Annotated in this window: 12 protein-coding genes; 1 reads left to right on the forward strand and 11 read right to left on the reverse strand. The window is 33.5% G+C overall.

Annotated features, from left to right (window positions below; genetic code table 11):
- Positions 1-115: 115 nt before the first annotated feature.
- The 8 genes from RSB60_RS08815 to rapZ all read right to left on the reverse strand — a co-directional run bounded on the left by RSB60_RS08815 (position 116) and on the right by rapZ (position 7253).
- Positions 116-1000, reverse strand: a complete 885-nt coding sequence (locus tag RSB60_RS08815; RefSeq protein ID WP_332615815.1) for a carbon-nitrogen hydrolase family protein — start codon at positions 998-1000, stop codon at positions 116-118.
- A gap of 1 nt (position 1001) precedes the next feature.
- Positions 1002-2165 carry a MalY/PatB family protein gene (locus tag RSB60_RS08820; protein WP_323382424.1) on the reverse strand — a complete coding sequence of 388 codons (1164 nt, stop codon included), beginning with the start codon at positions 2163-2165 and terminating at the stop codon, positions 1002-1004.
- A 154-nt stretch (positions 2166-2319) separates the two neighbouring features.
- Positions 2320-3234 (reverse strand): GNAT family N-acetyltransferase, encoded by a 915-nt coding sequence (locus RSB60_RS08825; RefSeq protein WP_323382425.1) that lies wholly within the window; start codon positions 3232-3234, stop codon positions 2320-2322.
- Positions 3218-4150 carry a DUF2156 domain-containing protein gene (locus RSB60_RS08830; protein ID WP_332615818.1) on the reverse strand — a complete coding sequence of 311 codons (933 nt, stop codon included), beginning with the start codon at positions 4148-4150 and terminating at the stop codon, positions 3218-3220. The genes RSB60_RS08825 and RSB60_RS08830 overlap by 17 nt, the downstream gene beginning before the upstream one ends.
- Positions 4137-4445: a hypothetical protein gene (locus RSB60_RS08835; protein WP_332615820.1), complete on the reverse strand. Its 309-nt coding sequence runs from the start codon at positions 4443-4445 to the stop codon at positions 4137-4139. The genes RSB60_RS08830 and RSB60_RS08835 overlap by 14 nt, the downstream gene beginning before the upstream one ends.
- A 30-nt stretch (positions 4446-4475) precedes the next feature.
- On the reverse strand, positions 4476-5432 hold the full coding sequence (gene whiA / locus RSB60_RS08840; RefSeq protein ID WP_332475690.1) for a DNA-binding protein WhiA: 957 nt from the start codon (positions 5430-5432) through the stop codon (positions 4476-4478).
- A 2-nt stretch (positions 5433-5434) separates the two neighbouring features.
- Complete coding sequence (locus RSB60_RS08845) at positions 5435-6397, reverse strand: gluconeogenesis factor YvcK family protein (protein WP_332615822.1); 963 nt, start codon at positions 6395-6397, stop codon at positions 5435-5437.
- Positions 6390-7253, reverse strand: coding sequence for an RNase adapter RapZ (gene rapZ, locus RSB60_RS08850; RefSeq protein WP_323382431.1), 864 nt, complete (start codon positions 7251-7253; stop codon positions 6390-6392). The genes RSB60_RS08845 and rapZ overlap by 8 nt, the downstream gene beginning before the upstream one ends.
- A 123-nt stretch (positions 7254-7376) precedes the next feature.
- On the opposite strand from rapZ, the gene RSB60_RS08855 reads away from it, so the two are divergent.
- Complete coding sequence (locus RSB60_RS08855; RefSeq protein WP_323382432.1) at positions 7377-8078, forward strand: zinc metallopeptidase; 702 nt, start codon at positions 7377-7379, stop codon at positions 8076-8078.
- A gap of 18 nt (positions 8079-8096) precedes the next feature.
- On the opposite strand, the gene RSB60_RS08860 is transcribed toward RSB60_RS08855, so the two are convergent.
- From RSB60_RS08860 to RSB60_RS08870, 3 genes are all read right to left on the reverse strand, one after another.
- A complete protein-coding gene (locus tag RSB60_RS08860) occupies positions 8097-8681 on the reverse strand; it encodes a histidine phosphatase family protein (RefSeq protein WP_442879291.1) in 585 nt (194 codons plus the stop codon).
- 95 nt (positions 8682-8776) lie between these two features.
- Positions 8777-9259 carry a PTS system mannose/fructose/N-acetylgalactosamine-transporter subunit IIB gene (locus tag RSB60_RS08865; RefSeq protein ID WP_332615827.1) on the reverse strand — a complete coding sequence of 161 codons (483 nt, stop codon included), beginning with the start codon at positions 9257-9259 and terminating at the stop codon, positions 8777-8779.
- 12 nt (positions 9260-9271) lie between these two features.
- Entirely contained in the window at positions 9272-10681 is a 1410-nt protein-coding gene (locus RSB60_RS08870) for a sugar isomerase domain-containing protein (RefSeq protein WP_332615829.1), read from the reverse strand.
- Positions 10682-10807: the final 126 nt, after the last annotated feature.

Genomic DNA, 10807 nt, shown 5'->3' on the forward strand with positions numbered 1-10807 from the left:
AAACTCTACGAGAAAGGAGTTTGGGGATCTTATAAAGGTTCTTTGAATGATTTGTGCTACAAATCAATTTTCTTGTGCTTATTTACTTTGATAAATGTTCATTTATTTCAGAGTACTACATATGTTTCCTATAATCATTACGAATAAACGGTTCTTCTATTTCTTCCCCCACAAGACTATGATATTTTTGTGGTTGACGATAGGCATTACCATGAACTTCTCGACTTCGATAATCGCGTATCTCATCCAATGGAATATCAGCAATGAAAATACCTTCATCAGGACCAGCCTCAATTATTAATGTGTCTCTTGAATGATCTTCCTCTAATCGATATGCAACACCATCAAAGGCATTTGAATGACCATTACAGTCTTCTTTTCCATCAGGATAATTTACTGTTACGATTGCTACCATATTTTCAAATGCGCGTGCTCGTAATTGTGATAAGCGATTAATTTCCATCGGACATGCATTAGGAACTAAAATTAATTCAGCTCCTTTCAACATAAGAATTCGTGCACTCTCAGGAAACTCTCTGTCATAACAAATCATTGCCCCTACTTTGACAATTCCACCGACTGTATCTAAATCCGTCACATAGAAATCTTCCCCCGCAGTCAGTCTAGATTCATCTCCAAAATCACACGTATGAACTTTTGCATAAATCAACACTTGTTCACCAAAACGATCATAGAGATATAACGTATTCCGCGGGCATGGATTATATTTCTCTAACAATGTAATCCCAATAGCCATATTCAATTCTTTTGCTAGTTCTTTAAATGTTTGAATGAATGTACTGTTTTGGCCAATCGCATTTTCTCTTAAAGTAATACTGTTTTCATCAATCGCATACCCACAACTCCACATCTCTGGAAACAGGGCAATATCAGCACCTAATCGTTTTGCCTCACGACATGCTAGACACCCTTTTTCTAGATTTCCTTGAAGTGTTGGGGTAGGTAATAATTGAAGCAATGCAACTTTTAAAGATTTCATATTAACCTAAAGCTTTTTTAAAACGATTAAGTACTTCCAAAAGAACTGATTTTGGACAAGCAATATTAATTCGAATAAAACCTTCGCCGTTGCCATCAAATTTAGAACCATCTTCAATGAAGATTTCACCTTTTTCCATCAACATTTTTTCTAAATCTGATCCTTTCATATTCAAACATGACATATCAATCCATACCAGATAAGTAGCTTCTAATTCAACTACATGCATTTGTGGATAATTTGTATTAAAGAACTCTTTTATTGTTTTAAAGTTATCCGCAATGACCTCATTCAATTCGTTTTTCCATGCTTTACCTTCATCAGAATACGCACCCATTGTTGCATAAAAACCAAAATAATTTTGATAGTGTAATCCCCAACAATTTAACTGTTGTTTAAAACGATTACGCAATTCTTCATTCGGAATAACAATATTTGATATATTTAACCCCGCCAAATTAAATGTCTTACTTGGTGAAGTACATAAAATCATATTTGATTCTTCTAATGTTCCATAACATGTATGATGATATCCTTTTGCGATAAAGTCAAAATGAATCTCATCCGCAATCATAATAACGTTATTTTCATTACAAATCTTTTGAACACGTTCTAAATCTTCTTTATCCCATACCCTTCCTACTGGATTGTGTGGGCTACATAAAATCATAATTTTAGCTTGTTTTGCTTTCTTTTCTAAATCTTCAAAATCCATGAAATAACGGCCATCTTTGTAGATAAGATTATTTTCAATACATACACGTTTAGTATTTTCGATTGTCTTTTGAAATTGATGATACACCGGAGGTTGAATCAAAACTCCATCACCTACTTCACTAAAACTTTCAATTGCTGTATACAATGCTTGGACAATCCCAAACGTTTGAAGAATCCATTCTTCTTTAGCTTGATAGCCATGTTCTTCTTTCAACCATTTTAATACCGCTTCATTATAGCCATCTGGTTGAAGTGTATAACCCATAACGCCTTTATTTGTTAATGCTTCAATAATACTTTTTTCAATACTTGGACAACATACAAATTCCATATCTGCAGTTGATAAGGGAGGGATAGTCAATGGTCTTTGAAGTTTTCTCATTGCTCCTTTCCACTTCATCGATCCGGTAGTACTTCTGTCAACGACTGTTTCAAAATCAAATTTCATAAAATCCTCCTTCTAATATCTACTATCTTAAACCCTTTAATGAAAAAATGAAAACAAATTCCATGAGTTTCCACTCTATATAATTTCTTTATTTAGGCTAGTACTTTATAAAAGAAAAAAAATTCTACACGGTTTAATTTGTAGAATCTTCTTATTAATAAAATTCATTCATGTATAGTGGTTTACCACTTGATGCAAATGCTTCTTCTAACGATGTTGCTTGAACTTGATATAAGCGGTTAAATAATTCCATATCATTGATGCGTGCCATTGTGAATCCAATATCTTTAACTTGAACGCCTGGAAACAATATGCGCAAATCTTCAACTTGACTTGTATTCACTTTAACAACAGGTCGTATTTGTAATGCCAAGTTAATCAATTTAGTTAGCGCAACACTATTCATATAAATACATTCTTCAAAGATAACTTCTTTATTTGTAAACAAACAAGTAGCGTATCCTTGAAGTTGTTGTTTCTCATTATAATAGGCAATTATTTTCCCATGTTGTGCTTCTATCTCTTCTTTAATTCGATCAAATGCTGCTACATCACGGATATAAAAACCATTGAATCGCTTAACAAATGAAGCATACAGTCGCAACATATCTTCGCTATGAATTAAATAACTACATCCTTCATTACTAATACGTTGAATTTCATTTCTTGTAAATGTTGTTTCTTTGTGATAATAAACCATTTCAAAGCCATACTTTTCATATAAAGCAGGATTGTATGCTTGTACAAGTGTCACCAATTCTTGATGATTTACCTCATCCATAACAACATCCATTAACTTCGCCATGTTTCCTCTATTTTGATATGTTGGAAGTGTTGTCACTCCCACAATCATAGATGTTCGTAGAATACGATTATTAAACATTATTTCATGAGGGATACGTTGACATGAAGATTGAACAATACCATTTTCAATCAATACCAATGTATTTTCAGGTTTGTAAACTTTATCAAAATAGTAATCAATATAACTTTCTTCTTCTTGCGGAAAACAAGTTAACCACATATGTTTAATTGAGCCAGTTTGACTTTTATCAGCTTTCTTGATCATTTGCTTCCCCCTCTCTACATAAACGATATTTTTCAATCATGAATTCTGGGTGATATGCCATCTTCGCTTGGCGAATATTGTCATACCCCATATCATCTTCACGATTTACATATTCGAAATCGCTAAACTCATGACTCAAAAATTCTTTCATCATTGCTTGGTATAATCCTCTTATTTCACTGTCTGCCTTTTCAATATTTTCCTGACACATTCGATCAGATAATTTTGATCCTATCGCAAATGCTTTAACTTCACCATCTACACGGATACATCCACCGGAGTAATTAATTTTACCAAATAAATCTAAAATGCGTTGTACCCCGCGACGCTCGGCTTGTAAGAAATCATCATCTGAATCAGCTTTCCAATTTTCCAAAAATTCCTTACATTCCTTAATATTCTCTTGACTCATCTTTTCATAAACAAAACGATTTTCATATTCTTTATAAAAAACATTTAAATGATTTCTCTTTTTCTGTAATTTTTTACCTGCGAATGTTTTCAACTTTTCTACTGAATATACATAATCATAACTTTCTCTTGCAGGACATGCACAATATCCTGGGAATAGCTTTAATACCTTATCCATTGCTTCTTTTGTAAAACAACTTAATACAAAGTTAACACCGTATTTATCAAAAATAGATTTAGCTTTTAAAATTGCTTCATCAAAATATTCATCTTCACAAAGCGGCATGTATATAAAAAGTTCACCTTCATGAATTCCTAACAACAATAAATAATTATCTTCTTCTACGCAAAAGAGTGGATACCATTCTAACCATAGAATCATATTCACAAGATTGTGATTGCTTTCCTCATATTTTTTAATATCTAAATATTTTTGAATCAAAGAAAGTTGTTCCATTGAGATAGGTAAAAAATCATTACTTATTTCTATCTCAATTTCTGTCATCGTCTTGGCTTCTTTCTGTATATTCCGCATCAATTACTGAACCTTGTTGAATTGGTTTTTCAATATTTGAATCATCGTCTTGGCTTGTTTGATTTGTGTTTGTATTTGTATAATGCGTATCATCATATGTTGAGCTATAGTACGTATCCGTATCTTTCATAGCTTGTTTAGCTTTATAACGCACATAAGAAATAAATGCAATAATCAAAATTCCAAACACGAAAATTAGTGGCCAGAATATTTGAATCAATACCACAAATGTGAATAGAGTAAGTATAAAATATATTAATCTCATCGTCTTTACCTCATTACTATTATAAAGGAGTTATTGTAAATGTACATCGTTTTGCAACCTAATTTTATCCGCAAGTTCTTGAATTTTTGTAAAGCGGTGCTTCATCCCTGACTTGCTCATAACGACCCCTTTTTGTCTTTCATATTCTCTACTAAGTTCATTTAAACTAAATTCAGGATTCTGTTTTCGTAATGTAATTATCTCCTGATATTTCTCTTCTAGTTTATCTAATTTCCCTGCTTTTTCAATCACTTCAATGTCTTCTAATTGTTTCTTTGCAGCATTTTGGCTTTTTACTTCATTCGCTACTTCACAATTATCTAGGCGTGTTAAACTATTTTTAAAATCGCGATGAATTCGAATATCTTCGAATTTCATCAGTGACTCAAACGCTCCAATAAGCCTTAAGAAATCCGCAATCTTATCTGCTGCCTTGACATAAACGACATGTTGATTTCTTCGTTTAATAGCCTTGGCTGGTATTTCAAATCGATTCATCAGTTTAATAATAAACTCTGAATGTGATTCGCTATTGGTTCCTATTTCAAGATGATAACTTGTTTTTTGCGGCGCATTTACACTTCCCATCGCCATAAATGCCCCTGCTAGATATCCTCTTGCACAACACTCTTTTGTAACAATACTGGATAAAGGATGGTCCAGTAGACCTCTTGATGAATAGATTCCTAAATCTTCTAATATTTCACGTGCTCTACTTAACACCCGAATGTAGTAAATATTATTCTTTCTTAGATTCATCTTTTTCATTACGGATAAATCTGTTTCTACATGATAGAGTTCTTTTAACGACTTCCAAATACATTTTGCAGTCGTTGCATTCTCTGTCTTTATTAATAGTGTTAATCCTTTATTTGAAATTGACAAGGTTGAACAAAGTTGAACTAAAGCAGAAAGTTCTGCTCTTCGACAACAATCTTTTAGTTCATTCTGTCCAACTTCCTGTTTTACTTCTGTCGTAAATGACATTTTTATCCCTCATTCTTTAATAATTCTTCGACCAATTGTTTAATCTTCATACTATCGTGTCGAACTAAATTCTTTGTGAAATCTAATAATTCTACTTCTCTTATTTTGTATGGATGTGTATCCCGCACACTTAATACAGGAACGCTGCCTTCTTCTTCATAAAGTTTTAATATTTTACTAGGTATCTTATCTTTCGCAATAACGACTTCATCAATTGTTGCGCCATGATCAAGCAATGCATCGACATGATCTTCCATGGCATAACTTGTTGTTTCACCAGGTTGTGTCATTGCATTACACATATATATTTTCTTTGCCTTCGATTCTTTTAGTGCATCTTTAATTTCTGGAATTATTACATTTGGCAATATACTTGTATAAACTGAGCCTATTCCATAAATAATTAAATCCGCATCTAAAATAGCCTGTACTGCTTTTTCACTAGCACGTACTTTTTCTTGATAGAATACTTTACGAATTCTATTTTCAATCTTTGGTATATTCGTTTCGCCTTTAACAATTGTCCCATCTTCCATAATCGCAAAAAGCGTGATTACTTGCGATGTCGAAGGAACAATATTTCCTTTTACATTTAATACTTTTGATAATATTTCAATACCTTCTACAAAGTTACCACAAGATTCAGTTAAAGCGACTAAAATCAAATTACCAAGATTATGTCCTAAAACATCCTGTTCCGGATTGTCAATATCAACACTTGTTTCAAAGCGGTAATCCATTAATGTACCTAAGAGTGTTTCACTTTCCGCAAGTGCAATAAGAACTCCTCGAATATCTCCCATTGCAGGTATATTGAAAAACTGACGTAGTCTTCCCGTAGAACCGCCATCATCCGCAACGGTTACTACAGCCGTAATATCAATATCAGGAATATGTTTTATTCCTCGTAATATGGCCGATTGTCCATGACCACCACCTAACACAACAACTTTTTTATTAACCATTTGCGTAATCCTTTTTATCGCGGTGATCTTTATAACAATTATATTTCTTGCGATAGAAATCAAACAAATAATTTGTAATCGCAACTGAACGATGTTGTCCACCCGTACAGCCAATTGCGACTGTAAAGTGGTTCTTTCCTTCTTTTACATATTCAGAGAAAGCATAATCTAAGAATGATGTTAGGCGTTTCACAAATTCTTGTGTTTGATCATTGTCCATAACATATTTATAAACTGCTTCATCATCTCCTGAATAAGCTCTTAATTCTGGCACCCAAAATGGATTAGGAAGAAAACGAACATCCAACATAATATCCGCATCCATAGGAACACCATTTTTATAACCAAAGGATACAAAGCTTATTGAAAATGATGGTGCTACACCAATTTTAAAATAGCTTTCTATTTTACTCTTAAGTCCTTTGAAATCAAGGAATGTTGTATCAATCGTCACAAACCCACCTTCCTTAGAACTGGTAAACATATTTCTTTCAACTGAAATTGCTTCCTCAAGTGTATTTACTGCATTGCTTATAAGCAATGGATGTGTACGTCGCGTCGATTTATAGCGATGTAATAGCACATCATCCGAAGCATCTAAAAATAAAACACGAACATCCATTTCAGTACCCTTAAATGCTCGAAGAAATTCATGTAAATCTTTCGCAGAAGTTGAAAGTGCCGTGTAATCAAAACGTGGATCTGTTGTCGTTTCAATCACATCAACTAAGTCATTTAAAATTTGAACTGGGAATTGGTCAATGCAATGATAACCCATATCTTCTAGAATATTTGTAGCACTGGTTTTACCTGCACCAGACATTCCACTAACTAATATTACTCTTTTTTTATTCATACATTTTACCTCACCGTTATTCTACCACGGCCCCTGGTGTTTCTCAATCAATACCATAATGTTCACATAATTTTTTGGTATGATAATCTAGATTTATGTTAGACTAAATTTGGAGGTATTAACATGTTTTATTTTTATGGATTTGACTGGACATATGTTGTAATGATTTTACCTGCAATTATTTTCTCAATGTGGGCATCTTCTAGAGTAAATGGTACTTACAAGCGTTATTCAACACAATATGCTAAAAGTGGCATTACTGCCGAAGAAGCTTGTCGCAGAATACTTGATGAAAATGGCTGCAGCAATGTTCAAGTTATCAAAACTGCTGGACACCTAACTGACCACTACGATCCACGTACAAATGTAATTCGATTATCAGACTCAGTATACGGAAGCACATCAACAGCTGCAATCGGTGTTGCTTGTCATGAAGCGGGTCATGCAATTCAATATGCTCAAAATTATGGACCTATTAAATTTCGTGCCGCAATTGTTACCGCTACAAATATTGGTTCGCAATTATCAATACCCCTTGTATTAATTGGACTTCTTTTTTCATCAACTAGCCTAGCATATTTAGGTGTAGCTCTCTTTGGATTATGTGTTGTATTCCAACTTGTAACGCTACCTACAGAATATAACGCTAGTTCTCGTGCTATCTATGCATTAGAGCATAGTACAATCTTAGATAGCGAAGAGGTTGAAGGTTCAAAGAAAGTATTGAATGCTGCTGCCCTAACTTATGTAGCTGCCTTATCAGTATCTGTTATGCAATTACTTCGTTTACTTATGGTAGTAGGAAGTAGAAGTAGTAGAGATTAGAAGAAAAACCATTCAACTTTATTGAATGGTTTTAATTTGCTCTTCATGTGAAATTTCATCTAAAAGTGTAAATTCTCCATTTTCATATTTATACTTAAAAATACAACAATTGCCAATTCGGTTACGATGTTCAGAATTATTTCTCAATAAATAATCTAAACGAAACTGCGCACAGAAGGCACCATGTGAAACTGCTAAAACTACACCTTCACATTGTTCCATAATTTCCTTGCACGCTTTAACTGTACGATTTCGAAATTCTTCTTCGCCTTCCCCACCATATGTTACAAAGAAATCACCATAAGGTAATGGCGGATTGAGTTCTTCACTCTCTCCCTCAAACAAACCAAAGTTCCATTCTTTCAATCCTTTTGTACGCATATAGGGTAATGATGCCACAAGTTCACATGTATCACACGCTCTTTCTGATGTTGAACTAAATACATGGTCAAATGATATATTCATCTTTTTAAAATACTCACTAGCAACTTTAGCTTGATGAATTCCATTTTCAGTTAATGGCGAATCACACCATCCTTGTTTTTTCTTTCTAACATTAAAAACCGTTTCTCCATGTCTCATTAAATATAATATTTTCATAATCAATCTCCTACTATTAGTTTAAATGTTAGAGTGCACTCCAAGTCAATACTATTTTCTATTTTATAAAAGATACTCCATATTATGGAGTATCTCACTTAAATATTTTCAATCAATGACATAAAGTCAACATTAGGATCATTAGGAATCATCAACGCTGTAAATATGATTCCTTTTTTATGCATTTCTCTAAACATCTCTGCTTCTTCGTGTGTTACCGAAACCGCCTTTTTGACTTGTGTTGCACCGGTCTTGCCACTCATATTACCTACATTCACTTCTTTTATAGGATATCCTTTGTCTACAAATGCTTTGAGATTTGTAGGATTTTTAAAGAGAATAAATACACTTTCATCTCCATAAGGATTTTCAGCTAATCGTTCAATTGCACGGTCAACGCCAAAAATAGACAATTTAGTTCCCACTGGACATGCTACTTTCAACATTTGTTTTTGCAAATCATTTTTTGATGTCTCATCATCAATGATAATAATACGATCTGGATGCAAATGTGCTAACCAAACTGTCGCAACTTGTCCGTGAATCAATCTTTCTTCAATCCTAATATTTTTGATTTCCATTGTTATCTCCTTTTACACCACTGTGTCATTAAAATATTTTTTGTTTAGTTCTTCAGTAAAAATAAGTCCCTTATCTGTGTTGATACTAATTCTTGCAGGTATATCTATTCCATGTTCAAAAAGTTGTTTTGTCATTTCCATAACATAACATTGATTAATAAAACATCCAATTGATGTTCCCACATAGCCTACATCAAATTTTCCTACTTTCATCAACAATTGATTTTTTGGGCAACAATTATCGATGACCACATCAACATTTTGATAAAGCGGATGTTCACTGCATGTGTCTGCATATTTTTTGTTTGTATGTAGAATGAGTTTACAATTTTTTTCTTTTGCAAGGACAACAAGTCTTCGCATTGCATTCTCATTTGCAGATTGACTAATCAAAAACAGGACATCCTTTTCATTCAACTCAACAGACCGAAGCAATGCATCAGCGTATTCACTTATATTGGCATACAGTGTTGCTTTTTTTACACCATCATATAATTGTATATCGATATTTTGTGAAACCAAAGAACGATTACACATGATTGTCCCTGCACGTGAATGAATTTCTTCCACAAGGGTATGATCATGCACCATACCGAACATCATATTTCTTCCTTCCGCCATCACATATTGAACTGATAGTGCTGCGGCTTGTTGAATATTTTCAAGTTGTGTTGCAAATACTTCTTTAAGTACTTTCATGTAATCTTTATAGTATGTATTTAAATTTTCAAGCATTGCTTCTTTATGAATCACCTTACATCGTGCATAATTTCCATTGCGTACATCTTCTGGTGTGCAATTACTTGCGTGTAAAACCGTCGCAAAGCATACATTCAAACCTTGAAGAATGAATGTTCCTACTCCATTCGATGTAGGACCTTGTTTCTTACCATTCACTGTTTCAAAAGCAGCATCACCATCTTCTCCACAATTATCAATTATATAGTCTGCAAACTCAACCATTTTCTTGCCACATGAATGACGTGCTGATACTGTCGATGTTTGCTTCATATTTGTATGGGCAATAAGTGTAATTCCATTTTCTTTACACCGTTTTGCCAACTCAACTACAACTCCATTTGTTCCAGAGTTCGAAATTAACCAAAGCACATCTCCTTTTTTTAGGTCCATCATTGAATAAAATACCTCTGCAAATGCTTCAGTTCTTTCTATATATCCTGCCTTTAATGGTGGGCCAAACAAATCTTGTGGATTATACGACTCTATAAAATTGAAACCCCCTACTAAATCTAACATTTCTTCCGCTAACTCATGCCCATGTCCTGCACCATAAATTACAACACGATTTCCTCGAGCAACACGATCTAAAATCAATTCTGCTAACTCTGGTAAAATCTTGAACTGTGTTCCAAAAACTTTTGAAATAATTGATTCTACAAAGCTACCATATAATTTAAGCATATTATCTCCTCATTCATCTATATCGGTATTATTTTGTTGCAGTAAATCATTCACAAGAACTAATCCTTCTTTTGATTCACTAATACATAAACGACAATCATATATTGAGATATAAAGGTCTTGAGC

The sequence above is a fragment of the Anaerorhabdus sp. genome, assembly GCF_036657415.1.
Taxonomy (GTDB): domain Bacteria; phylum Bacillota_I; class Bacilli_A; order Erysipelotrichales; family Erysipelotrichaceae; genus Anaerorhabdus.